The 22678-nt window shown below is 64.5% G+C and carries 25 protein-coding genes, 2 tRNA genes and 4 pseudogenes; 13 read left to right on the forward strand and 18 right to left on the reverse strand.

The features are described 5' to 3' along the window. Nucleotides 1-66: 66 nt before the first annotated feature. Entirely contained in the window at nucleotides 67-987 is a 921-nt protein-coding gene (locus CB0101_RS13985; RefSeq protein WP_010304349.1) for a 3'(2'),5'-bisphosphate nucleotidase CysQ, read from the reverse strand. A gap of 23 nt (nucleotides 988-1010) precedes the next feature. Here CB0101_RS13985 and rsmI point away from each other — a divergent pair, with 23 nt between their 5' ends. Next, on the forward strand, nucleotides 1011-1868 hold the full coding sequence (gene rsmI, locus CB0101_RS13990) for a 16S rRNA (cytidine(1402)-2'-O)-methyltransferase (protein WP_010304352.1): 858 nt from the start codon (nucleotides 1011-1013) through the stop codon (nucleotides 1866-1868). Continuing rightward, nucleotides 1868-2107: a hypothetical protein gene (locus CB0101_RS13995; RefSeq protein WP_010304355.1), complete on the forward strand. Its 240-nt coding sequence runs from the start codon at nucleotides 1868-1870 to the stop codon at nucleotides 2105-2107. The genes rsmI and CB0101_RS13995 overlap by 1 nt, the downstream gene beginning before the upstream one ends. Here CB0101_RS13995 and CB0101_RS14000 read toward each other — a convergent pair. From CB0101_RS14000 to CB0101_RS15895, 3 genes are read right to left on the reverse strand one after another with little or no spacing between them, the layout of a single operon-like run. Continuing rightward, the gene (locus tag CB0101_RS14000) at nucleotides 2089-2520 is read right to left on the reverse strand and encodes a hypothetical protein (RefSeq protein ID WP_010304358.1); all 432 of its coding nucleotides are present in this window, start codon (nucleotides 2518-2520) and stop codon (nucleotides 2089-2091) included. The genes CB0101_RS13995 and CB0101_RS14000 overlap by 19 nt on opposite strands. Before the next feature lie 30 nt (nucleotides 2521-2550). Then, nucleotides 2551-3042, reverse strand: coding sequence for a hypothetical protein (locus CB0101_RS15890; protein ID WP_371413591.1), 492 nt, complete (start codon nucleotides 3040-3042; stop codon nucleotides 2551-2553). Next, complete coding sequence (locus CB0101_RS15895; protein WP_371413592.1) at nucleotides 3003-3317, reverse strand: helix-turn-helix domain-containing protein; 315 nt, start codon at nucleotides 3315-3317, stop codon at nucleotides 3003-3005. Before CB0101_RS15895 ends, CB0101_RS15890 begins: the two co-directional genes overlap by 40 nt. Before the next feature lie 83 nt (nucleotides 3318-3400). On the opposite strand from CB0101_RS15895, the gene CB0101_RS14010 reads away from it, so the two are divergent. From CB0101_RS14010 to CB0101_RS14020, 3 genes are all read left to right on the forward strand, one after another. Beyond that, nucleotides 3401-3474: transfer RNA gene (locus tag CB0101_RS14010), tRNA-Arg, on the forward strand. Nucleotides 3475-3726: 252 nt separating this feature from the next. Continuing rightward, nucleotides 3727-3906: a ComC/BlpC family leader-containing pheromone/bacteriocin gene (locus CB0101_RS14015; protein ID WP_029552759.1), complete on the forward strand. Its 180-nt coding sequence runs from the start codon at nucleotides 3727-3729 to the stop codon at nucleotides 3904-3906. A 197-nt stretch (nucleotides 3907-4103) separates the two neighbouring features. Continuing rightward, complete coding sequence (locus tag CB0101_RS14020; protein ID WP_136644182.1) at nucleotides 4104-4340, forward strand: hypothetical protein; 237 nt, start codon at nucleotides 4104-4106, stop codon at nucleotides 4338-4340. A gap of 186 nt (nucleotides 4341-4526) precedes the next feature. On the opposite strand, the gene CB0101_RS14025 is transcribed toward CB0101_RS14020, so the two are convergent. The 4 genes and pseudogenes from CB0101_RS14025 to CB0101_RS14040 form a co-directional block, all read right to left on the reverse strand. Beyond that, on the reverse strand, nucleotides 4527-4850 hold the full coding sequence (locus CB0101_RS14025; protein WP_083798516.1) for an integrase core domain-containing protein: 324 nt from the start codon (nucleotides 4848-4850) through the stop codon (nucleotides 4527-4529). A gap of 221 nt (nucleotides 4851-5071) precedes the next feature. Further along, nucleotides 5072-5284: pseudogene (locus CB0101_RS15900) on the reverse strand (IS3 family transposase); the annotation flags it as partial. Nucleotides 5285-5375: 91 nt separating this feature from the next. Further along, nucleotides 5376-6483, reverse strand: a pseudogene (locus tag CB0101_RS14035) (IS3 family transposase). A gap of 92 nt (nucleotides 6484-6575) precedes the next feature. Next, a pseudogene (locus tag CB0101_RS14040) lies at nucleotides 6576-6895 on the reverse strand (transposase); the annotation flags it as partial. A gap of 398 nt (nucleotides 6896-7293) precedes the next feature. On the opposite strand from CB0101_RS14040, the gene CB0101_RS14045 reads away from it, so the two are divergent. Beyond that, on the forward strand, nucleotides 7294-7575 hold the full coding sequence (locus CB0101_RS14045; protein WP_136644184.1) for a hypothetical protein: 282 nt from the start codon (nucleotides 7294-7296) through the stop codon (nucleotides 7573-7575). A gap of 7 nt (nucleotides 7576-7582) precedes the next feature. On the opposite strand, the gene CB0101_RS14050 is transcribed toward CB0101_RS14045, so the two are convergent. Continuing rightward, nucleotides 7583-8584 carry a DnaJ C-terminal domain-containing protein gene (locus CB0101_RS14050; RefSeq protein WP_010304416.1) on the reverse strand — a complete coding sequence of 334 codons (1002 nt, stop codon included), beginning with the start codon at nucleotides 8582-8584 and terminating at the stop codon, nucleotides 7583-7585. Nucleotides 8585-8716: 132 nt separating this feature from the next. Between CB0101_RS14050 and CB0101_RS14055 the strand changes: the two genes are divergently transcribed. Further along, nucleotides 8717-9184, forward strand: a complete 468-nt coding sequence (locus CB0101_RS14055) for a hypothetical protein (protein WP_010304419.1) — start codon at nucleotides 8717-8719, stop codon at nucleotides 9182-9184. A gap of 8 nt (nucleotides 9185-9192) precedes the next feature. On the opposite strand, the gene CB0101_RS14060 is transcribed toward CB0101_RS14055, so the two are convergent. From CB0101_RS14060 to CB0101_RS14070, 3 genes are all read right to left on the reverse strand, one after another. After that, nucleotides 9193-9447: a Nif11-like leader peptide family natural product precursor gene (locus CB0101_RS14060; protein WP_010304421.1), complete on the reverse strand. Its 255-nt coding sequence runs from the start codon at nucleotides 9445-9447 to the stop codon at nucleotides 9193-9195. Nucleotides 9448-9479: 32 nt separating this feature from the next. Next, nucleotides 9480-9842, reverse strand: a complete 363-nt coding sequence (locus tag CB0101_RS14065; protein ID WP_010304424.1) for a YbjQ family protein — start codon at nucleotides 9840-9842, stop codon at nucleotides 9480-9482. Between the two features lie 71 nt (nucleotides 9843-9913). Further along, on the reverse strand, nucleotides 9914-10189 hold the full coding sequence (locus CB0101_RS14070; protein ID WP_010304426.1) for a hypothetical protein: 276 nt from the start codon (nucleotides 10187-10189) through the stop codon (nucleotides 9914-9916). 388 nt (nucleotides 10190-10577) lie between these two features. On the opposite strand from CB0101_RS14070, the gene CB0101_RS14080 reads away from it, so the two are divergent. Then, nucleotides 10578-11732 (forward strand): class I SAM-dependent RNA methyltransferase, encoded by a 1155-nt coding sequence (locus tag CB0101_RS14080; RefSeq protein ID WP_010304428.1) that lies wholly within the window; start codon nucleotides 10578-10580, stop codon nucleotides 11730-11732. A gap of 32 nt (nucleotides 11733-11764) precedes the next feature. Further along, nucleotides 11765-13129, forward strand: a complete 1365-nt coding sequence (locus tag CB0101_RS14085) for a cation:proton antiporter (RefSeq protein WP_010304431.1) — start codon at nucleotides 11765-11767, stop codon at nucleotides 13127-13129. Here CB0101_RS14085 and CB0101_RS14090 read toward each other — a convergent pair. Together CB0101_RS14090 and CB0101_RS14095 are read right to left on the reverse strand one after the other, a co-directional pair. Then, a complete protein-coding gene (locus CB0101_RS14090) occupies nucleotides 13095-13502 on the reverse strand; it encodes a phage holin family protein (RefSeq protein ID WP_010304433.1) in 408 nt (135 codons plus the stop codon). The two genes, CB0101_RS14085 and CB0101_RS14090, sit on opposite strands and share 35 nt — an antisense overlap. Continuing rightward, nucleotides 13499-13966: a DUF883 family protein gene (locus CB0101_RS14095; protein WP_010304435.1), complete on the reverse strand. Its 468-nt coding sequence runs from the start codon at nucleotides 13964-13966 to the stop codon at nucleotides 13499-13501. The genes CB0101_RS14090 and CB0101_RS14095 overlap by 4 nt, the downstream gene beginning before the upstream one ends. Before the next feature lie 104 nt (nucleotides 13967-14070). Between CB0101_RS14095 and smc the strand changes: the two are divergent. Then, nucleotides 14071-17684 (forward strand): annotated as a pseudogene (smc, locus tag CB0101_RS14100) (chromosome segregation protein SMC). Nucleotides 17685-17718: 34 nt separating this feature from the next. Further along, the gene (locus CB0101_RS14105) at nucleotides 17719-18645 is read left to right on the forward strand and encodes a PRC-barrel domain-containing protein (RefSeq protein ID WP_010304502.1); all 927 of its coding nucleotides are present in this window, start codon (nucleotides 17719-17721) and stop codon (nucleotides 18643-18645) included. A 24-nt stretch (nucleotides 18646-18669) separates the two neighbouring features. Here CB0101_RS14105 and msrB read toward each other — a convergent pair whose 3' ends face one another. The 3 genes from msrB to CB0101_RS14120 form a co-directional block, all read right to left on the reverse strand. Then, nucleotides 18670-19065 (reverse strand): peptide-methionine (R)-S-oxide reductase MsrB, encoded by a 396-nt coding sequence (msrB, locus tag CB0101_RS14110; protein WP_010304505.1) that lies wholly within the window; start codon nucleotides 19063-19065, stop codon nucleotides 18670-18672. 40 nt (nucleotides 19066-19105) lie between these two features. Next, entirely contained in the window at nucleotides 19106-20386 is a 1281-nt protein-coding gene (locus CB0101_RS14115; RefSeq protein ID WP_010304507.1) for a hypothetical protein, read from the reverse strand. 50 nt (nucleotides 20387-20436) lie between these two features. After that, nucleotides 20437-20518: transfer RNA gene (locus tag CB0101_RS14120), tRNA-Leu, on the reverse strand. Nucleotides 20519-20729: 211 nt separating this feature from the next. Between CB0101_RS14120 and accC the strand changes: the two genes are divergently transcribed. Continuing rightward, nucleotides 20730-22082 carry an acetyl-CoA carboxylase biotin carboxylase subunit gene (gene accC / locus CB0101_RS14125; protein WP_010304509.1) on the forward strand — a complete coding sequence of 451 codons (1353 nt, stop codon included), beginning with the start codon at nucleotides 20730-20732 and terminating at the stop codon, nucleotides 22080-22082. Here the strand turns inward: accC and CB0101_RS14130 are convergent. Continuing rightward, nucleotides 22079-22441 (reverse strand): YggT family protein, encoded by a 363-nt coding sequence (locus CB0101_RS14130; protein WP_010304511.1) that lies wholly within the window; start codon nucleotides 22439-22441, stop codon nucleotides 22079-22081. The genes accC and CB0101_RS14130 overlap by 4 nt on opposite strands. Nucleotides 22442-22518: 77 nt before the next feature. Here CB0101_RS14130 and psbX point away from each other — a divergent pair, with 77 nt between their 5' ends. After that, nucleotides 22519-22641, forward strand: a complete 123-nt coding sequence (psbX, locus tag CB0101_RS14135) for a photosystem II reaction center X protein (protein WP_010304513.1) — start codon at nucleotides 22519-22521, stop codon at nucleotides 22639-22641. The last annotated feature ends 37 nt before the right edge of the window (nucleotides 22642-22678 follow it).

A 22678-nucleotide genomic window follows, 5' to 3' on the forward strand; every position in this document is an offset into this window, starting at 1 on the left:
CAGGGCTCAGCCCCCTGAGTGATCAGCCCCCGGCAACGGGGGCTTTTTCATGCGCCGCCGAGCGGTTCAGACAGGGAACCCCGGATCGATCACCGCCATAGCGCCGGCAGCCTTGTCACACAGCTGCTGGTGGCTGCGGCCATGGCTGGCGATTAGGCAGCCGGCCTGGCGGATGTCGCCATCGTTGTAGCTGAGGCGGCGGCCGTCGGCGTGGGTGAAGGCGCCACCGGCCGCGCGAAGCACCGCCTCAGGGGCCGCCATATCCCAATCCTTCGGGGCGCTCTTACCGGAGAGCGAGATGTAGAGATCGGTTTCGCCGCGAAGGATCGTGGCCACCTTGCCGCCCACACTGCCGATCGCCTTGGTGTCGCCCAGGGCCAGGGCCTCCAGCAGCTGCTCCAGCCGTTGATCGCGGTGGTTGCGGCTCGCCACCAGCACCAAATCCCCCAGGGCTTGGCGAGGGCTCAGGCTGGCGGGACGCTGCTCGCCGGCGCGGTTCTCACACCAGGCGCGCGCCTGCGGCACCAGGCCGATCCAGAGCTCCTCCATCTCGGGCAGCAACACCACACCGAGCACCGGCTCGCCGTGATGAGCCAGGGCCAAATGTACCGCGTATTCGCCGGTGCCCTGGAGGAAATCTTTGGTGCCATCGAGTGGATCCAGGATCCAGAGCCACTCGGCATCAAGCGGTTGGCCTGCGGTGAGCTGCTCTTTGGCGGTTTCTTCACTGAGCAGGGTCCAGCCCGCATCGGGGAAGGCCTTCACCAGGCCATCGAGCAACCACTGGTTCACCGCCAGATCGGCTGCACTCACAGGGCCTTCGCCACCCTCATCCACGCTCAGCGCCGGCGGAAAGCCGTAGGGGGGCTGCTCTCCGCGGCCATAGGCCAGCAAGATGTCGGCGGCGCCCCAGCTGAGGCGGCGCAATTCCGCCAGCAGCGCCTGCTCATCGATCCCCGGGGGCATGCAGGCGGCGGCGGGCATCATGGAGCTGGCAAAGGGGCATTGTGATGCAGGGCGCCGAACCGGCTGCTGGAGTGCTCTATCTGGTGGGCACCCCCATCGGAAACGTGGGTGATCTCTCGCCCCGTGCGCGCCACGTGCTGGGTCATGTGCAGTGCATCGCCTGCGAAGACACCCGCCGCAGCGGCCTGCTCCTCCACAACCTGGGCATCAAAAGCAGGTTGGTGAGCTTCCACGAGCACAACCAGAGCAGCCGCATCCCGGAACTGCTCGCCGCCCTGGAGGCCGGCGAAGCGATTGCGGTGATCAGCGATGCCGGCCTTCCGGGCATATCCGACCCCGGTGAGGCACTGGTGGCGGCGACACGCGCAGCGGGGCGCACGGTGATCTGCGTGCCGGGGCCTTGCGCCGTGACCACCGCCCTGGTGAGCAGCGGCCTGCCCGCAGGGCGCTTCTGTTTCGAGGGGTTTCTACCCCCCAAGGCCACACAACGGCGCAGCCGTCTACAGGAGCTAGCCGCAGAACCCCGAACCCTGGTGCTGTTCGAGGCGCCCCATCGCTTGATCAACCTGCTGGAGGATCTGCACGCAGAGCTGGGCGATCGCCCCATCGCCGTGACACGGGAGCTCACCAAACGCCATGAGCAACAGGTGGGTCCGTGCGTGTCGGCGGCACTGGAGCACTTCCGGCACAACCCTCCCCAGGGAGAATTCACGATCGTGCTGGGGGGCGCCGCCACTGAAACGGCCCCGCTGCCCAGCGAAGCCGACTTGCAAACGGCTCTGAGCGCCCTGGTGGCCTCCGGCCTGAGCCGAAGCGATGCCGCGCGGCAGCTGGCCCAGGAAACGGGCATGGCCCGCCGAGAGCTCTACGCTCTGCTCCATCGGGCTGAGGAGCCAAGCTGATGCTGCTGCGCCTGCGCCTGCTGGTGGCCAGCCTTGGGGGCGGCGTACTGCTGCTGCTGATCCTGTGCCTGGGGGCCCAGAACCTCGATCAACGGGCGCGACTCAACCTGGGCTTTGGCAAAACCGCCGAACTTCCCACCGGCTTTTTGTTGGGAGTGGCGCTGGTTACCGGTGTGATCAGCGGCGGGGTCACAACTGCACTGCTGCTGCCCAGGAGCGATCAGGGCCGCAACGTATAGGTGATGACTTCACCGGGCTTGAACAACGGAAGGGTGGTGGCCAGGACTTTGTCCTGTGTGGTGAGTTCCTCCTTGCCTTCTGAGGTTTTCACGACCACAACGCCTGGAGGCTGGCTGTACTCATAGATGTTGATCTCAGTGGAGGGTTCATAGGTGCCCTTCCCCACCGTCACCACAGGCTGGGTTCCCTTGCAGCGGAACCAGGTTTCCTTAAACGAAAACTGATTCAAACCAGTGGTCACCTGCCGCACGCTGCTGTAGGCGCCCGTTGACGAGTGCCCATACCAGCGGGAGCTGCTGGTGTTGAGGGCCGTACCAGGGGGATCTGTCCTCAGGCGGCCGGGGAGGGGATCACAGCCACTGATCAGCCCAGCCAGCACCCCGGCAGCGATGAGCCACAGCCCTGAACGCATTCGTGGAGGGAGAACTAATCCGGTCTTAGCTCAGTGATTCGCCAGGGCAAACAGCGTGCCCCCTTCCACCACTAGCCGGGTAATGCCCTGCGCCACCAAATAGGAGGAACGGCGTTCCAGCACCCCCGCATCCGGCACCTTGATCACCCGCTGGGTGCGGCCGCACTGGCGCTTGGCCTGGCGAGGATTCGTGAACAGCATCAAGGCTTGACGGTCCTGCTCCTCTTCGGGAAGGGAGCCCAACTCGGGGAACTCCGCCAGGGGCCGGGGCTGAAGCTCCACGGTTTTGTCCACCAGCATGTAAACGCTGGCGGGAAGCGCTCCAGGAATCAGAGGCTGGGCCTCCAGCCGCACAGCTGGATCGGCCACAACAGCAACGGGCGCCGGGTCGTCGGCATCGTCGCTGTCGTCATCAGAACCGCTTTCGCCATCGTCGAGGCCGTCATCGCCGAAGTCATCGGCGTCATCGATCGCCAGGGTCTTCAGGTCGTCGTCGTTGCTGACCTCTTGGGTTGAGGCCACTGGCTGTGGAGGGGGCTCAGACACCGCGATGGGTTCCTCCGATGCCTCCGCAATCGGGATAGCTGCCTCCACCTCGGCAACAGGAGCGGCCGATTTCCCCTCGACTGCCGCTTGATAGCCTCCATCTCCTTCGGATCCAGGGCTGCCTTCAGCACCCGGCTCACCGTGTTGGGGCTGCAGCCGTAGGCGGCCGCTAAAGCTTGGGCCGTTTCACCCTGGCGGTAGCGAACCACCAGCTCCTCTTTCTGGCTGTCGTTAAGCCGTGGAGCGGGCATCTAGCCTGAATGCGCAGCACACCACCATAGAAGCCACTGGCCGCTGCGTCGCCAGGGCTCAACTGCCACAATGCCCAGCGTCAGCTCCCTTAGCTCAGCTGGATAGAGCAGCTGCCTTCTAAGCAGCCGGTCGATGGTTCGAATCCATCAGGGGGCGTCTAGAAAAACCAAGCTGGCATCGCAGATTGGCCGTTCAGTGCCGCTGACGTGGACCCTGGTGATCGGCCCAGGGTCCACGTCAAGGCTATGGACAACCAGCTGGACTCAGGAGAGGTTTGACCTCACCAGAAACTCCCTGAAAAGCCCCTCGCTCCTCATCTGGTAATGGGCAATCAGCCCTGCGATGGTGAATACATCGAGAGGAACACGCCTCCGACTTCACACCAAACGCTCAACAAGGCCGACACCCATGAGCACCAACACCACCGAACTCAAGACAAACATCACTGAACTCAAAAACAAAGAACTGGAAACTATCCAGGGCGGTCTTGGCTCCACAATCCTGGGCTACAAAGCCGATTTTGACTCCGGGCTCTTAGGGGCTAGCAATCAAGCGCGATGTGAATATATTCAGGTAGTCTTCTCTTAGTAGTCACTCTGCGTAAGCGTCCGCAACAAGAAAAGCCCGGCTGTACAGCGGGCTTTTTTCATGCATACTCTTTCACTCGAAACTCCCCGAAACCTCCCCGGCCCCTCATCTGGCTTGTCGCAGTCAACCCTGCGATGGTGAATACATCGAGAGGGACACACCTCCGACTGCACCTCACACATTAAGGAGTTTCAATCATGACTAACAAAGCAGACCGTGGTCTCAACCCTCAAACTACCGACCTCCCTCATCAACCAGTAGAGCCTTCGGATGAAGAGTTGGCTGTTGTGGCCGGTGGTTTTGACAAGGATGCATACTGGCAAGGGGTTGTTGGGCGGTTATCTGATGAAATTGAGCGCGAAACAGAAGCTAGATTAATTAAGGAAAGGATGTACAGGGGTGAGTACGCCGCTGATTTTGATGGAGGTTCGTAAGGTCTTGACCTTAGATCATATTCCCCCAGAGCCCCTGTGACCGCAGGGGCTTTCTACCTCTTCAACAGCCCACCAAGACCCCTCATTCAGTCGTCAATAACTGGCACCATTGCATCGAAATGAGCCTTGTTGGCGGGTGGCGTGACCCCCTTTGCTGGTCCAGTTCTTCTGAGAGCTGGTGGGTAGTCAGGCCGCTTTCCATTGCTGGATGACCTCCAGGGGCGTACGCCCCTGGAGCGCCGAATGCGGTCTGTAGGTGTTGTACTCGAGTCGGTGCTGCTCAGCCAACAGCCTGGCCTCCTGCACCGAGGTGAACATTTCGATGTTCAGGAATTCATCCCTGAACCGGCTGTTGAATGACTCCACAAATGGGTTCTCCCAGGGCGAGCCCGGTGGGATGTAAGCCGTGCTGCAGCCACTCGCAGTGCACCACTCCTGCAAGGCATTGGCGATGAACTCCGGGCCGTTATCCATCCGCACATGCGTAGGCGGTGGATAGAGCTTGAGCAGCTCCTCGACGTGTCAATTACCTCAGCAGCCCTACAGCGTCTGCCGATCCGAATCGCCAGGCAGAGCCGGCTGTATTCGTCGATCACATTGAGGATCTTGAGGGTTCTCCCATCCATGGTCTGATCGAACTGGAAGTCGATCGCCCAGACGTGATGGGGGTATTCAGCACGCAGCAGCTCCCGTTTGTCTCCGGGAGGACGTGATCGCTTGCGCCGGCGCGGGAGGGGGCGCTGCAACCCCTCCTCCCGCCAGATCCGTTGCACCCGTTTGTGATTGACGCTCCAGCCCTCGAGCCTGAGCCTCCGGTACACAAGCCGCCGGCCCCAGCGCACATGACGCCTGGCCAGCTCGCGGATACGGCGGCGCAGCTTCTGCTCCTCAATTGCGGTGACCGCTAACGGCCGGCGTTGGGTATTGCGGTTTTGGCCGGCCAACCGGCAAGCACGGCGCTGGGATACACGGAATCGATCCTGCAGAACATGACGTGACCCCCTTCATTGGTCCAGGCGCAATGAGAGTGGGTGGTTATGCAGCAGCTGGTTGAGCTGCCTCCAGGGGCGTACGCCCCTGGAGGGCTGAATGCGGCCTCAAGGTGTTGTACTCCCAGCGCCAGCGATCAGCCAAGGTTTGGGCCTCGCTCACGGTGGTGAACAGCTCGGTGTTCAGTAACTCATCCCTGAACCGGCTGTTGAACGACTCGGCAAACCCGTTCTGCCACGGTGATCCTGGTTCGATGTAGGCCGTGGTGGTGCCGCTGTTCTCGCTCCAGCGCTTGAGGGCGTGGGCGATGAATTCGGGCCCGTTGTCGCTGCGGATGAACGCTGGGGCTGGGTAGAGGCTGGTGAGCTCCTCCAGCACCGCCACGACGTCTCTGGACTTGCAGCGCCTGCCCACCCGGATGGCCAGGCAGAGACGGCTGTGCTCGTCGATCACGTTGAGGAACTTGAGCCGCCGGCCATCGGCCGTGGCGTCGAATTGGAAGTCCATCGCCCAGACCTGGTGCGGGTGCTCAGCCTGGTGACGTCGCACCGAGCCGTCAGCCGGGCGTGCCCTCTTCTGCTTGCGGGGGTGGGCCGCTGCAGGTTCTCCTCGCGCCAGAGCCGGTGCACCCGCTTGTGGTTCACCGTCCAGCCTTCCCGCCGCAACAGGCGGTGGGCCATGCGCCGGCCCCAGCGGATGTGCTCAGCTGCGATTTCGCGGAGACGATGCCTCAGCTTGGCCTCCTCAAGATCGGCGACCTTGCCGACATGGCGCTGGCTGCTGCGGTGCTGGCCCACCAATCGGCAGACCCTCCGCTGGGATGCCCGGTAACGCTCCTGCAGGACTGTGACGGCCCGCCGGCGACGCTCCGGGCTCAGAAGTTTCCCTCAGCGAGGTCCTTGAGCATCGCCTTGTCGAGCTCTGCTTCCGCCAGAAGCCTTTTGAGCCGGGCGTTCTCTTTCTCCAGCTGGCTGAGCCGTTTGGCCTCTTCTGCCTTCATTCCGCCGTAGAGCTGCCGCCAGCGGTGGTAGGTGGGCTGGGAGACCTCGAGAACTCGGCAGGCGTCCGCAACTGTCTGGCCCTGGGCAAGCAACTGGTCAGCCGTTTTGAGCTTGCGGATGATCTGCTCGGGTGTGTGGCGGGTTCGTTTCATGGTGGAGTCCCCGGCCCAGTCTGGCCGGATGAGGACTCTCATTCACCCTGGACCGATTTTTAGGGGCCACGCCAAACACACACGGCTCTGTCGCGCCGCAAGGTGCGCTTTGCAGCGCAACGTCGCTCCGGGCTCAGAAGTTTCCCTCGGCCAACTCCTTGAGCATCGCCTTATCCAATTCAGCATCAGCTAGAAGCCTCTTGAGGCGGGCGTTTTCCTGCTCCAATTCCTTGAGGCGTTTCGCCTCGGTGGCTTTCATCCCGCCGTCGAGCTGCTGCCATCGGTGATAGGTCGGGGCCGACACCTCCAGGGCACGACAGACATCGGCGACGCTCTGGCCCTGGTTGAGGAGCTGCTCAGCGGTGCGCAGCTTGCGGATGACCTGCTCGGGTGTGTGGCGCTTGCGTTTCATGGGGCTTCTCCTGGCCAAGTCTGGCCGCTTGGGAAGCTCTCATAAGGACTGGTTCAGTTTTTGGGGTGCACGTCACAACCCCGTGCGAACGGGGATACTTCGGATGCCGCAGTATTTCGCACAATTTCTCGCACACCACTAGACCCAGTCCAGTCCCCAAAGGGTTTTTACCCCCAGATACCAACCGCCTTCTGAGCAGCCTGTCGATGGTTCGCATCCATCAGAGGGCGTTTCCAGCGAGGCAGGCCTTCAACGGCCACCTGTTGATTGATCTCACCAACAATTCCCCAGATCCTCCCTGAGGTTTCTTCTGGTGATCCAGTGAAGGTTGAAGGATTCTGAAGAGGTGAAGGGGAGCACCCCACACACCTCAGCGATCCAAAACAATCAGAAGCACCATGACCATCGAAACCGTCACCACAGTGACCGACAAGAACACTTTCGACCTGTCAGATGCAGACCTGCAGGGAGTGGTCGGAGGCCGGAGAGATCGTTCTGCTCAACGAAAAGCGCGCAAAGCACAGAGGCAGATTCGATCCATGCAACCGACGATCAGCCTCGATGGAGGAGTCGTCACGATTGATGGTGTCTCGACCGGTGGCCCTGGTCCAGCTCCGTTCAATCACTTTGAACCGATTCCCGAGGCTGACAGAATCACCTTCCCCCAGATGCCTGGCTGAATCAGGCTCAGAGCCGCGCAGCGCTGATCCAATCAGCACGAGGATCCACGCTGCGAGCGGCGCGTAGCTGCTCCAGCAGCTGCTTTTCTTGGTCGCTGTAGCTGGCAGGTTGCTTGAGGCTCAAACTGAGCAGCAGATCCCCTCGACCACCTTTGCTGGGCCAACCTTTGCCCTTCAGCCGCAAGCTCCGGCCCACCGCCATGCCAGGCGGCACCGTCACCGTGGCTTCACCATCAGGCGTGGCCACGCGCACCTCGCCACCGAGGGCGAGCTCATCAAGGCTGAGGGGAAGATCAGCCTTGAGTTGGTCACCATCCAGGCTCCACACCGGGTGGCCTTGCAGTTGCAGGTTGAGATAGAGATCACCGCGGCGGCCCGTACCGGGCTGCAGATTGCCCTTGCCTTTCAGCCGCAAGCGGCTGCCGGGCTTCACACCAGCCGGGATGCGCACTTGCACCCGTTCATCATTCACGGCCAGGGTGCGCTCACAGCCGCGAAAGGCTTCAGAGAAGCTGAGGGTGATGTTGGCTTCTGCATCGAGATTGGGAGCCTGAGCCCGTTGAGCTCCGCCTCCGGCGAAGCCACCGCCCGGGAACCCTGAGGCACCAAAACCGCCGGGGAAGCCTGATCCGAAACCACCAAATCCGCTGGGCCCACCGGCAAAACCACCGCCACCGGGGCCGCCAAAACGACCGAGCAAGTCGTTGATGAAGTCGTCGAAATTGCCGTAGCGGCCGAAATCCACATCAACGCCGGCGCCTCCAGCTCCACCGGCCTGATTCCAGTACTGGCCAAACTGCTCGTAGCGCTTGCGCTTATCGGGATCAGAGAGCACCTCGTAGGCCTCGCTGATCTCTTTGAATTTGGCCTCGGCGCCCTGATCTCCTGGATTCACATCCGGGTGGTACTGCCGGGCCAGCTTGCGGAAGGCCTTCTTCACGGTGTCGGCATCGGCGCTGCGCTCCACCCCAAGCACCTTGAAGTAATCGCGATATCCGTTGGCGCTCATCGCAGTTGCTGGGGGAGACCGTGGCCGGCAGTGCCAGTCTCCCAGCCATCAGGGGTGACTGGTGCGGTGCTTCGGGGCGGAAGGCCGAACGCTGCAGCACGTTTAGGGTCGTGGCGAAGCGCGCGCCTCGCCATGCCTGGTGGTTCCGATCGTCTCCTGCGCCCCCTGAAAGCCATCCAGTCCTGCACAAGCCTCCCTTGGGCGCTGGTCCTGATCGCGGCAGGCTCGCTGGCGATTGGATCGGCCGCTCCTGCAGCCGAAAGCAGTGGCAGCAGCACCGCGAACAGCACAAGCCAAGCCTCCTCCAGCCGCCAAAAAGCACTGGCCAGGCACCTCAAGCTCAAAGGTGCAGTGGTGTACGGGGCCTGGTGGTGCCCCCATTGCACGCATCAGAAGGAGCTGTTCGGGGTCGAAGCGATCGAACTGCTGCCCTATGTGGAGTGCGACAAAGACGACGCTGGCCGCAAGCGCTGCCAGGACGCGCAGGTGAGGGGCTATCCCACGTGGGATCTCAACGGTGAGCGACGTCTTGGCGTGCTCAGCCTTGAAGAATTGGAGAGTTGGAGCGGCTACAACTCGGGATCAAGCGGTAGCCGCTGAGCCGGAGCTCACTCCTCTTCGGTGGCTCCGAAGCAGTGCATCAGGGCATCACCCCAACTGTTGATGGCCTTGAGCTGATTGTCACTGGCGCCACTGAGGGCTTCGCCGTGGGCACGCAGCACCGAAGCCTTGTCCACACTGTGGCCATGGGCTGCAGCCAGGTCGACGATGTCGTCCATACCGGTGGCGGCATGGAGCTTCTGACGCAGGTCCTCGTCGGATTGAGCCTTCTCGAGGAACGCCTTCAGATTGGCAACAGACACAGCAGCAGGGCAGGGACCTGCCAGCGATGCTCTCAGACCGGCGGCCCTCCAGCCAAGAGCGGCTCCACCAACACGGCTGTTCCGTAGCAGAGCACCTCAGTTGCCCCCGTGGAACCGGTCTCCACCGTGGAGCCGTCGTAGCGCATCCCCACGATGGCGTTAGCGCCGAGTTGACGGGCGTGATCCACCATCTCGTCGTAGGCCTGCTGGCGGGTCTGCTCACACATGGCGGTGTAAGCCCCAATGCGGCCACCGATCATCGTTTTCAAGCCTCCCAGAAACCCCTGCAGGAGCGTGGGCGAGCGCACCACGATCCCGCGCACCACACCGCGGCACTCGAGGATGCGATGGCCGGGCAGCTCGAAGGTCGTGGTGACGGGCAGAGGACGAGCCATCGGGATTGGGCGCTCCACTAGCGACAGCATGCAGCCCCAGCCTGGGTCCGCCAACCCATTCCCTCCAGGCCTCAATCGAGCGGATGAGCCAACAACTGCTCTTCCACCGCTTCGCTGATGCCGTGATCGGAATACAGCGACGAGGGAGGAAAGCGCAAATCCCGCAACCACTCCACCAGCAGCCGTCGATCACGCATGGCCACCGACAGGGCCAGAAAGTCGCGCCCTAACAAGCCATCGAATTGGATCGTCTCCTGCAGATCGTCCAGCTCAATGCAAATAGCCCGGTAGAGGCAAAAGTCGCGCAGGCTGAGCTCAGCGAGGTGCCGACGGCGCGAAGGATCCATAGAGGACAACCTGCGCAGATCGACAGGGGTCGACAGGCCACAGCTGCAGATTTGCAGCCCATCGACTGAAACTTAAAAGGGGCCTTCCAGCCCCAATGGATCATTTGGTTGATAAGGCTGATCTCACCCCATCTCCCTTATTAGGGTCAGGCGGCCACAGGGGCGGTCTGACGGGAGAAACGAACGATGTTGTTCGCTGTTACGTGTTTGCTCTGACCGAGCAGGCTTCAGTCACCCTCCTCATGCCCCGTCGAAACCATTGCAGCCCCGAAAAGTGGAGCTGAGCGGAATCGAACCGCTGTCCGAAACACTGGTGTGAGCCACCTAGTCCGGCCGAAACCGGACTCCTTCATTGTGGCAGTAGCCAGTGCAGGGCGCAGGGGTGGGCATGACCGAACAGCAGCTGATCCAGTGCACCGCGGTGCTGCCTCCAGGGCTGGAGGCCTGCGGCGCCGAGGAGCTGAGTGAGCTCGGCGCCACCGGGGTGAAGGCGCTGCATCGCGCCGTGGGCTTTCGCATCGATCTGGCCGGCTTCTACCGGCTGCAACTGCAAGCCCGGCTGCCCTTCCGGGTGCTGCGCCAGCTGGCGGTGTTTCCCTGCCGCAACCGCGAGGAGCTTTACGCCGGCGTGCAGCGCGCCGCCGACTGGGAACAGTGGCTGCCTCCAGAGCTCAGCTTCCGCGTGGATGCCAGCGGCAGCCTGCCGGGCCTCACCCACAGCCACTACAGCGCACTCCAGGTGAAAAACGCCCTGGTGGATTGGCAACGGCAGCGCTGGGGCGAGCGCTCGTCTGTGGATCTGGACGACCCCGATCTCTCCATCCATGTGCACCTTGGGGGCGGGCAAGCGCGGCTGAGCGTGGATGGCAGCGGTGAGAGCCTGCACCGGCGCGGTTACCGCCCGCGCATGGGCCTGGCACCGCTGAAAGAAAACCTGGCTGCCGGATTGATCCGGCTCACCGGCTGGGATGGCCATCTGCCGCTGGCCGATCCGCTTTGCGGTTCAGGCACCTTGCTGATCGAAGCGGCCTGCATGGCCCTGGGCCGCGCCCCGGGCATGGAGCATCGCTTTGCCCTGGAGCGTTGGCCCGACTTCGATGGCCGGCTGTGGAGCCAAGCGCTGGAGCAAGCCAGCCAAGCAGAGCGCGATCAGCTGGCCGATGGCACGCCATTGGCCCCCGTCGTGGGCCTGGAACTCGATGGCGCAGTGGTCGATCAGGCCCGCAGCAATGCCGAAGCCGCTGGCGTGGGCAACGCGGTGAGCCTCCAGTGCGGCGACTTCCGCAGCTTCGATCCGCCTGCTGGCCCTGGCGTGGTGGTGTGCAATCCCCCCTATGGCGAACGCATCGGCGAGCGCGATGAGCTGGAGCAGCTCTATGCCGACCTGGGGCAGATGGTGAAGGAGCGCTGCAGCGGCTGGGATTTCTGGCTGCTCAGCGGCAACCCGGAGCTCACAGGTGCCTTGCGGATGAAAGCCAGCCGGCGCATTCCGGTGAGCAACGGCGGCATTGATTGCCGCTGGCTGCACTACGCCATCCGATAAGGCCCGAGAATCCACTCACGTGCACTCGCTCTATGCCACAGCTCTTCGCGCTGCTTCTCGGCAGCACCGCTGAGGCAGCCAGGCCAGCGCTGCAGGCGATCCCCTTGGAAGCCCAGTTGCTGTTCATCGGCGTTGTGTTTCTGGGCACGTTGATCATCAGCCGCTTTTCGATTCGAATCGGCATTCCGGCAGTGCTTGGCGTGCTGGTTTTAGGGCTCATGATCAACATCCAGGGGCTCGATGTTGGCCACACCGAGGTGGAGAGCGTGCATACCTTTGCACTCGCACTGCTGCTGTTCTACGCCGGCCTCACCACCGACATCCAAGCAATTCGAGGCTTTGTGGAGTATGGATTGATCCTGGCCATTGGCGGCGTGGCCATTTCAACCTTGGTGCTGGGAACCGCCATTTTCTGGTTGTGCTCGGCCACCGGCCTCACCCTGGCCCCTGGCCTCAACGAAACCATGCCGATCGGCGCCGCTTTTCTGGTGGCGGCATGCCTGGGGTCAACCGATGCGGGAGCCACGCTGAGCGTTCTGCGCCAGGTGCAACGACTCGTACCCGAACGCGTTCGCCATCTCCTCGAGTTCGAGTCGTCGGTGAATGACCCCGCCGCACTCATCTTGTACAGCATTTGCCTGAGCCTATTTGCTGTGAGCCACAGCCAAACAGAGCCATTAACGGGCTCCATGCATGGCATGGTGGTGGACGCCTTCGGCGACCTGCTGCAAAAGCTCGGCTCAGGGCTACTGGTTGGCGTGGGGTTTGGCTACATCGCTAAAATCATTGTTAATCGCTTTGTCGTTGACAAAGAGCAGCTGCTGATCGTTGCGATGTCGCTGGCATTCATGGATTACGGCTGCGCCCACTTCCTCGACGGATCAGGGTACGTAGCGGTCTATGTGACAGGCGTGTTCATGACCAACCTGCACTACAAAGACCCCCGGTTCAATCACGAAACCATCCACAGGGTGCTTCTCCCCTTCAACACCATGACGGAGATCAGCATCTTCCTTCTATTCGGCCTGGTGGTGAATCCCGCCGATCTGTTGCCCTGCCTGCCTGCGGGTCTGGGCACCGCCGCCGCACTGATGCTGCTGGCTCGCCCCCTCAGCGTGGCCTGCTTCCAACGGTTCTCGCCGTTCAATCGGCGCGATTCAACCCTGATTGCCTGGTGCGGCCTGCGCGGTGCCGTTCCTTTGGCTCTGTCATTTCAAGTGAGTGTTGCGATCCCCACGCTCAAGGGGCTGGACCCAGCGATCAGCACCGAATTGTCGCAGAACTGTCAGAGCATCGTGTTCATCGCCGTGATGGCCAACCTGTTGATCCAGGGGCTATCCCTGCCCCCGATCTGCCGCTGGCTCAACGCCCCACCAGCGCCCGCGTCGTCTTCGTGAGGCCAGCCATCGTTTCCGGCAGGTAAGGCCCCTTGGTGAGCTGACCGCCAATACGCAGCATCACCCCACTCAGAACCAGGTTCACCACCGCAAACGCCCCCAGCGCCGCCATCCAGCTCCAGCTCTTCACCAACACCAGCCAGCACAGCAGCGCAATCTCCCCAGCGAGCAGCGCCGTGAGCAGAGCCGCCAACCCACCGCCGAGCAGCACCAAGCCAATGATCAGGCGGCGCTTCTCCCGATCCACCTCCTTGAGGGCGATGCGCACATGCAGATCCATCACGGAGGTCACCAACCCCGTGATGCGTGAAGCCGCCTCCAGCGGCAGCCCCCGGCGGCGCTGCTCGCGGCCGTTTCCGCTGCTCTCGCTCATGCCGAACGCCGGCCCGAGGCCAGCAGCACACCCAGCAACACCCCCACACCCGCGGCAATGCCGAGGGCCATCAGCGGCCTCTCACGCACAGGCTTCTCAATCCGGGGGCGCAGGGTGGCATTGAGATCGTCGAGCAACTGCTCGAGCTGCTCCTCTAGGGGCCGCAGTGAATCCGCGAGGTGATGGGCCTGATCGCCCGTTACCTGCACCAGCTCCAGCAACTGCTCCTTCACGCCCTCGCTGGTGCGGCCCGTCTGACGGGCGATCACCTCCACCACCGTGTCAAAACTGCCGCGGGTCGCCTCAAGGGTGTGCCGCGCCACCTCAGGCCATTCCCGCTGAATGGAGGGCAGCAGGCTCTCGAAGCGATCGCGGAACTGGTGCGCCGCGGCCGCGGGAGTGTCCACGGCTGGAGCGGGGCCCTGAGGCTCAGCGGTGGTGTCGCCGGCGGGATTTGGATCCATGGCGAAACAAGCCTGGATGGCTGGAAGCTGCGCCCAACCTAAGGACGGCGTCTTGAAAACGTCAGGGGGTCCGCTACTTTGCAGCTGCTCGGCGCTCGGGCCTGTTGGTTCACATCAATCAGGTAGAGCTGACGCACTTCAAGTCGTTCGGGGGGTCGATGACCATCCCCCTCGAGCAGGGCTTCACGGTGGTGACCGGCCCCAACGGCAGCGGCAAGAGCAACATCCTTGACGGCGTGCTGTTCTGCCTGGGCCTGGCCAGCAGCCGCGGCATGCGGGCCGAACGCCTGCCCGATCTGGTCAACAGCGCCATGCTCAAGCAGGGCAAGGCGGCTGAAACCGTGGTGACGGTGCGCTTTGACCTGCGCGACTGGCAGCCCGATGAGGCGGAAGCAGGGCTGGAAGCCCCCGAGGAGGGGCCCTGGATCCAACCAGGCCAGCAGGAATGGTCGGTGACCCGCCGGCTGCGCATCGCCCCCGGCGGCACCTACGCCAGCAGCTACAGCGCCGATGGCGTGGCCTGCAACCTCCAGCAGCTGCAAACCCAGCTGCGCCGCCTGCGGGTGGATCCCGAGGGCAGCAATGTGGTGATGCAGGGCGACGTGACCCGCATCGTGTCGATGAGCGCCAAGGAGCGGCGCGGCATCATCGACGAACTGGCCGGTGTGGCCCTGTTCGATTCCCGCATCGAGCAGACCCGCAGCAAGCTCGCAGAGGTGCAGGACCGCGAGGAGCGCTGCGCCATCGTGCAGCAAGAGCTGCTGGTATCGCGCCAGAAGCTGGAGCGCGACTGCGCCAAAGCCCGCACCTACCAAGACCTGCGCGAGCGCTTCCAGCGAGGCCGATTGCAGGAGCAGGTGCTGGGCTTTGAGCAGGCCCAGGAGGAGCAGCGGCAGCTGCAGAGCCGCCAGGAGGCCTTGGGCCGCCAGCAGCAGAGCGAACGCGCCGCCATCAGCGAAGCCAAAACCGCCCTGGAGCAATCGGCCAAAGCGCTGGAAGCGCTGCAGGCCGAGGTGAAAGCCCTCGGGGAAGACAGCCTGCTGGCGGTGCAATCGGAACTGGCCGGCCTGGAGGCCAGCGGCCGCGAGCTGGCCCGCCAAGCCGAGAAGCATCAACTGAGCGCTGAAGAGCTGCAGCGCCAGCGCCAGCAGTTGGCACGCCAGCAGGGCGAGCTGCGCCAGCAGCAAAACCAGCTGGCCGCTCCCGACGATGAAGCCGCCCTGGAGCAGGCCGAAAGCAGCTGCCGCAGCGCCGAATCAGCCGTGGAACTCTCGCGCCGCCGCCTCGGCGAAGTGGCCGGCCGCAGCGGCAGCTGGATGGAGGAGCAGAAGCAGCGCAGCCAGCGGCGCCAGGAGCTGCAGGCCCGGCTCTCACCCCTGCAGGCTGAGCAGCAACAGCTGGCGGCGCGGCTGCAGCAGGAGCAGGAGCGGCTGAGCGAACTGCAGCAGGAGCAGGCCGATGACGCCGCAAGCAGCGATGGTGTGGCCAGCGCCCTCAGCCAGCTGGAGCGCGAATGGCAGCAGCTGCTCACCGAGTTGCAACAGCAGCAGGGCCGGGCCCAGGAGCTGGCAGAGGCCCTCGCCCTGCAGCAGCGCACCCGCCAACGGCTGGAGCAGGAGCAGGTGACTCTTGAGCGCGAGATCGCCCGCCTCGAATCGCGCCGCGAAACCATCCAGGAGAGCCGCGGCACCGGCGCCCTGCGCCTGCTGCTGGAAGCCGGTCTCGACGGCATCCATGGCCCAGTGGCCCAGCTGGGTGAAGTGGAAGAGTTGCACCGGCTGGCACTCGAGGTGGCGGCCGGAGCGCGGCTCGGCCAGGTGGTGGTCGACGACGACCGCATCGCCGCGCGAGCGATCGAGCTGCTCAAGAGTCGCCGCGCTGGTCGCCTCACCTTCCTGCCCCTCAACAAAATCCGCGGCGGCGCCAGCTCCAGCGGCAACAGCGCGGCCTTCCAGCGCGGCAGCAACCCAGGTGGCAGCGGTGGCGATGGCCTGGTGGGCCGGGCAGTGGAGCTGGTGCGCTTCGAACCGGTCTACGGCGAAGTGTTCCGCTACGTGTTCGGCGACACGCTGGTGTTCCGGGATCTGGCCAGCGCCCGCCGTGAACTGGGCCGCGCCCGCGCCGTGACCCTCGATGGCGAGTTGCTCGAGAAGAGCGGTGCCATGACCGGCGGCAGCTTCCAGCAGCGGGGCAACCAGCTCAGCTTCGGGGCCGCCAGCGACGCCGATGAAGCCGAGCCCCTGCGCCGGCGTCTGCTGGAGCTGGGCGAAACCCTCGCCGCCAGCCGCCGCAAAGAAGCCGACCTGGGCCGCCAACTGGAAGAACTGCGCCCGCAGCTGAGCCGCCTCGAGCAGCGCCGCGCTGCCCTCGATGCCGAACGCAGCGCCGCCCAGCGGGCCCACGGCCCCCTGCAGCAGCGCCGCGACCAAATGCTCACGCGCATTCAGCAGATCGAGGCGGATCTGGGCAGCGGCCAGCAGCGGCTGCAAACCCTTGCGAGCGAGCTGGCACCCCTGCAGCAAAGCCTGCAGGAACTGGAGGCGCAGGAAGCCAGCGCCCAGGCCAGCGGCGACAGCGAGCGTTGGCAGGGGCTACAGCAGGAGTTGGAGGCCGCCGATGCCGCCCTCACCGCCGCCCGCCAGCAACGCGACGCGGCCTGCTCGCCGCCCGGCGGGAACGGGGCCTGGCAGCCGAGCGGGTGGCCAGCCAACTGCAAGCCCTCACCGGCGAGGAGCAGCGCCTGGTGCAAGCCGTGAATGCCCTGGTGGCTGAGCGGGCGGCCTGGAAGGAGCAGCAGCAGGCCGATCAAGCCAAACGCAGCGAGCTGGAAGAGCGGCAACAGGAGCTGCAGGCGCGCTTCGGCGAGCGGCGGCGCGCCCGTGATGAAGCGGAAGCGCAGCTCTCACGCCAACGCCAAACGCTTCAGCAGCAGGAATGGGAACTGCAGCGCCTCGGCGAGGAACTAACCGCCCTGGCGGAGCAGGAACGCAGCGGCGCCCTGCGGCTTGAGCAACTGCAACGGGAGCTGCCCGATCCGCTGCCGGAGATTCCCGAAGACGTTCGCGAGAACGGTCTTGAAGCGCTGCAGGCCGAACTCAAGAGCCTCCAAGCCCGCATGGAAGCCCTGGAGCCGGTGAACATGCTCGCCCTGCAGGAGCTCGAAGAGCTGGAAGCCCGCCTCGCCGATCTGCAGGAGCGGCTCGATGTGCTCTGCAAGGAGCGCGAGGAGCTGCTGCTGCGCATCGAAACGGTGGCCACCCTGCGGCAAGAGGCCTTCATGGAGGCCTTCAAGGCTGTGGATGGTCACTTCCGCGAGATCTTTGCCGGCCTCTCCGATGGCGAAGGGCACCTGCAGCTGGAAAACCCGGAATCGCCCCTCGATGGCGGCCTCAGCCTGGTGGCCCACCCCAAGGGCAAAGCGGTGCGTCGTCTGGCGTCGATGAGCGGCGGCGAGAAATCGCTCACAGCCTTGAGTTTCCTGTTTGCGCTGCAGCGCTTCCGCCCCTCGCCCTTCTATGCCCTCGACGAGGTGGACAGCTTCCTCGATGGCGTGAACGTGGAGCGCCTGGCGACCCTCATCGCCCAGCAAGCCGAAGCCGCCCAGTTTCTGGTGGTGAGTCACCGCCGACCGATGATCGGTGCCGCCACACGCACCATTGGCGTGACCCAGGCCCGCGGCGCCCACACCCAGGTGGTGGGATTACCACCGGCGGCCTGAGGGCAGCACCTTGCCGCTCGGCCACAATGCGCCCATGACAAGCACACCTCCCGGCAGCGACCCGACCGCCACACCCAGTGATCGCCTCTGGCTGCGTTCGGAGCTGATGGGCACCCAGGTGATCACCCGCGACTCCGGCCGCCGGCTGGGTGTGGTGGGCGAAGTGGTCGTGGATATCGACCGGCGTGAGGTGGTGGCGCTGGGCCTACGCGACAACCCACTCACCCGCTTCCTTCCGGGCTTGCCGCGCTGGATGCCGCTGCAAAGCATCCGTCAGGTGGGCGACGTGATCCTGGTGGATTCCGCCGATTCGCTGGCGGAGGGGTTCAACCCCGATCGTTATTCCCGCGTGATCAACTGCCAGGTGATCACCGAAGCGGGCGAGCAGCTGGGCAAGGTGCTCGGCTTCAGCTTCGATATCGAAACGGGTGAACTCACCACCCTGGTGCTGGGCGCGCTGGGCATTCCCCTGCTCGGCGAAGGCGTGCTGAGCACCTGGGAGCTCACGGTGGAGGAAATCGTGAGCAGCGGCCCCGACCGAATCATCGTGTACGAGGGCGCCGAAGAGAAGCTCAAACAGCTGGGCACGGGCCTGCTGGAGAAGCTGGGCGTGGGCGGTCCCAGCTGGGAGGAAGAGGAGCGCGAGCGCTATCGCCTCAACATGGTGCCGGTGGAAAACCAGCTAGCCGCCGGGCAGCCATCGGTGCAGGAGCAACAGCGCCGCATCGAGCCCGCCACCAGCCGCCGCTTCGAGAGCGACGAGGACTACGACTACGTGGAAGTGGAGCAACGCCGCGAGCGCGAACCGCTGCGCCAGCGCCGCTACCTCGATGAGGAACCGATGGAGGCCGCACCGCGGCGTCACTACGACGAGGAGCCACCCACCCGCCGCCGCTACGTGCGCGATGAGGGGCCCGTCGATGTGGAACCGATGGACCCCCGCGATGCCGATCGCTGGTAAGGCAGCCGGCCAGACCGACCAGCCCTACTTGGGCTCGAAATTGAGCGAAGCCGAGTTCACGCAGTAACGCAGGCCGGTGGGATTGGGGCCGTCGTTGAACACATGCCCCAGGTGGGCATCGCACTTGGCGCACTTGATCTCGGTGCGCACCATGCCGTGGCTGCGGTCCTCGAGTGTGGTGATCGCCTCGGGGTTCACCCCTTCCCAGAAGCTGGGCCAGCCGCTGCCCGAGTCGTATTTGGTGTCGGAGCTGAACAGCTCGCTGCCGCAGCAGACGCAGCGATACATCCCCTTGGCCTTGTTATCCCAGTAGATACCGGTGAAGGCGCGCTCAGTGCCCCCCAAGCGCGCCACCTGGAACTGCTCAGGGCTGAGCTGATCGCGCCACTGCTCGTGATCAGCGGGGGATGCGGAAGCCATGCAATGCGGAGATGGGCTGGCCCACAACCTAAAGAGCGCCCTACGCCGGCGGCAGCAGCTCCCGAACCATGCCCGCCAATGCCGCCACGGCACCGGGTTGGCCCCGCAGGCTGCGCAGGTCGTCGCGCATCCCGGCCAGGCGATCCGGGTGAGCGAGCCAATCGGCCGCTTCCTCCGCGATCTGGGCGGGCGTGATCGCTCCCACCCGCTCGGGAACCACCCCGCGGCCCGCGGAAATATTGGGCCAGGCCAAAAAACCGTGATGGCGCATCCGCCAGGCCGTGAGGGCAGCACCCAACAGCCAGCGCAGAATCGGCAGCCGCGCCAGGATCCCCAAACCGCCATCCCAAGCCTGCATCACATGCAGGTGCTGCGTGGGCACCAGCACAATCATCGGCACCCCCAGAGCCCCGAGTTCGGCGGTATTGGCACCCACCGTGGTGAGCGCCAGGCGGCACTGACTCAGCACCCCATGGGCAGGCTGCGTCTCGATCAGGCGAATGCGCGTGCCAGCCGGTGTGCAGAGTTCCGTCCCATCCAGCCCCTGCAGCAACTGCGGCTCGCCGGCCGCATAGAACGCCGCAATCGGATTAGCCGCACCGGCATAGGCCAGGAGCTCGCGCACGCTCGTGGTGGGAGCAACCGGCAGCAGGAAGCGGCAAGCGGGCCGCAGCCCCGCGAGGCGATCGGCCGTCTCCAGCAGAAACGGCATCCCCACCTGCAACTTGGCCCGCTTGGAGCCCGGCATCAACGCCACCCATTCCCCCTCAGGCAAGGGCTGATCGCTGCGGGCTGATTCCGAGAGATCCGCCATCAGATCGCCCACCACCCGGCAACGGGGTTGCCAGCGGGCACTCAGCCGATCAGCCGCTGCCGAGCCCATCGCCGCGATCCGATCGTTCCAGCGGGGCCAGCGGGCCACCCACTCGGCATAGGTGATGTGGCGGTAGCCGAGGCGGGCCGAGAGCAGCACCGTCCAGAACTGATCGCCTCCGAGAAACACCACCACGCCTCGGGCCGGCCAGGGGCCATAGCGGCGGGGCCGCAGCAGCAGCCACCAGAAGCGAGCCGCCGGCAGGATCCGCTCAAACAGACCCATTCCCTCAGCAACTCGGTGTTCGCTGCCTGTGGCGTTGGGGCAGGGCACAAGCACCAGCCGAAGCGCCATGGGCGACTGAGCAGCCACGGGCCGCATCGCCAGCTCCCGATGCAAGCGCTGAGCCAGCGGCCGCACCCAGGTGCTGAGCTCGCCTGGGCCGTTGCAGACCAGCACGATGGCCGCGTCAGGCGGAGCAAATGGCTCCAAGTTCACCGGATCCAAAGAACCGCCGAGCTGCGTCACACGCTGGCCTCGATCGGTGAATGGATCAATGCGGATGGCGAGACTTGAACTCGCAAGACCGAAGTCACACGCCCCTCAAACGTGCGTGTCTACCAATTCCACCACATCCGCGTGGTTGTTGAGATCGCAGCAGAGTGCTGACGGAACTCGGTTTTGGTCGTCTGTGCATGGGGCCAAAATGACCTTGGCGACAGGCGTGAGGGCGAACAGCGCTGATGCACTGCCCCGGAACTATACCCATCGACCCAGCGTGATCCGCCCTGGTGAGCACTGATACAGTCCCCTGCGGCCTGCGCTGCCGGATCTGCCGGCCTGCCACTGGATGCCCATCGGCAAACTGCTGATCGCCAACCGTGGCGAAATCGCTCTGCGCATCCTGCGCACCTGCCGCGAACTCGGCATTCCCACCGTTGCGGTGTACAGCACGGTGGATCGCAACGCCCTGCACGTGCAGCTCGCTGATGAGGCGGTGTGCATCGGCGATGCACCCAGCAGCAAGAGCTACCTCAACATTCCCAACATCCTGGCGGCCGCCACATCCCGCGGCGCCGATGCCATCCACCCGGGCTACGGCTTCCTGGCGGAAAACGACAAGTTCGCTGAGATCTGCGCCGCCCACGGCATCACCTTTGTGGGGCCCTCGCCGGAATCGATCCGCTCGATGGGCGACAAGTCAACGGCCAAGGCCACGATGCAGAGCGTGGGCGTGCCCACCATCCCCGGCAGCGAAGGTCTGCTGGAGAACGTGGATCAGGCCCGCACCCTGGCTGAGTCCATGGGTTATCCCGTGATGATCAAAGCCACCGCCGGCGGCGGCGGGCGGGGGATGCGCCTGGTGCCCTCCCCAGATCAACTCGACAATCTGTTCAAGGCCGCCCAGGGCGAAGCGGAAGCTGCCTTCGGCAACCCTGGGCTCTACATGGAGAAATTCATCGACCGGCCCCGGCACGTGGAAGTGCAGGTGCTGGCCGATCGCCACGGCAACGTGGTGCACGTGGGCGAGCGCGACTGCTCCATTCAGCGGCGCCACCAGAAGCTGCTGGAGGAAGCGCCCAGCGTGGCCATCAATGCCGATCTCCGCAAACAGATGGGTGATGCAGCTGTGGCTGCAGCCCGCACCATTGGCTACGAGGGCGCCGGCACCGTGGAGTTCCTGGTGGATCGCACCGGGCACTTCTATTTCATGGAGATGAACACCCGCATTCAGGTGGAGCACCCCGTCACCGAGATGGTGACCGGCGTCGACCTGATTGCCGAACAGCTGCGCATTGCCGGCGGTGAGCCAATCTCCCTGCGCCAGGAGGAGATCCAACTGCGCGGTCATGCGATTGAAGTGCGCATCAATGCCGAAGATCCGCGCCAGAACTTCCGCCCAGCCCCAGGCAAGATCACCGGCTGGCTACCGCCCGGCGGCCCCGGCGTGCGCTTCGACAGCCACGTGTACACCGGCTACGAGATCCCGCCCTTCTACGACTCCCTAATCGGCAAGTTGATCGTGTGGGGCACCGACCGCGACCATGCCCTCAAGCGGCTGCGCCGTGCGCTCTCGGAATGCGCCGTCACGGGCATTCCAACCACGATCGATTTCCACCTGCAGCTGCTCGATCGGCCTGAGTTCCAGGCCGGTGATGTGCATACCAAATTTGTGGAGCAGGAGATGCTGCCCCCGGCTTAAGCCGGCAGCACGCTGACGCGGATCATCACCTGGGTAATCAAACCCTGCTGACCCACCAGCAGCTCACGCACCAGGCTGATCAAGCCCAGCCAGATCACGGGCGTTACATCCACGCCACCGATCGGCGCAATCAGCCGACGGGTGAACCCCAGCAGTGGTTCGGTGGGGACCGCCACAACGCGCCAAATCCCTTGGCTGAGATCCACCTGGGGATACCAGGTGAGCACGATGCGGAACAGGAACAGCAGCGTCCAGGCCGACAGCAGCAACCCCAGCACCAAGTGCACAGGGGGCAGCACCTGCCGCAGCAGCGCCAGGGTGTCGGCCTGCGATCCCGCCGTGGCAAGGCTCCCCGTCACAAAGCTCTAAGCAGCAGTGGCTTGATCGTAGGAAGCGGCCATCACTGCCTAGGATCCCGGGCGGATTCGTCACAGCCATGACCCCCTCCCTCGCCAACTTTCTGAGCAGCCTCGTCTGGGGCGCGGTGATCGTGGTCATCCCCATCACCATCGCGGTGATCCTGATCAGCCAGAACGACCGCGTCGACCGCAAGCTCTGATCGCTGAAGCGGCCAGCGTTCCCCAGGCCGCCCTCGA

This window comes from Synechococcus sp. CB0101 (assembly GCF_000179235.2).
Classification (GTDB): Bacteria; Cyanobacteriota; Cyanobacteriia; order PCC-6307; family Cyanobiaceae; genus Vulcanococcus.